We start from the raw sequence: 399 nt of genomic DNA, 5'->3' as shown, positions 1-399 counted from the left end.
TGGGCGGACGGTGGTGTCGCCCGAGGGTGATCTGAGTGTGGCGACGCTGGCCCGTCTGATCGCCGAGGAGGAGATCACCGGTCTTCAAGTGACGGCGGGCCTGTTCCGGGTGATGGCGGACTGTTCCGGGTGATGGCGGAGGAGGAGCCGGGCTGTTTCAAGAACGTCCGCGAGGTCATCACCGGCGGTGACGTGATCTCCCCGACCGCGGTACGACGCGTGCTGGAGCACTGCCCCGACACCGTTGTGCGGTCGACGTACGGTCCGACCGAGACCACCCTGTTCGCGACCCAGGCTCCGTGGACCGTGGCCGACGCGGTGCCGGCGCCGATACCGGTCGGGCGTCCGCTGGACGGCATGCGGGCCTACATCCTGGACGACGTGCTCTCGCTGGTCCCT

The 399-nt window shown here is 68.9% G+C and carries 1 protein-coding gene; it reads left to right on the top strand.

The features are described from left to right. Positions 1–132 precede the first annotated feature (132 nt). Positions 133–399 (top strand): AMP-binding protein (locus IF78_RS48190; protein WP_037643098.1); only part of this gene is annotated, 267 nt, incomplete at its 3' end.

This window comes from Streptomyces bicolor (assembly GCF_000719285.1).
Classification (GTDB): domain Bacteria; phylum Actinomycetota; class Actinomycetes; order Streptomycetales; family Streptomycetaceae; genus Streptomyces; species Streptomyces bicolor.
Note: the sequence above shows the minus strand (reverse complement) of the source record. Positions and strands in the feature narration are given on the sequence as shown.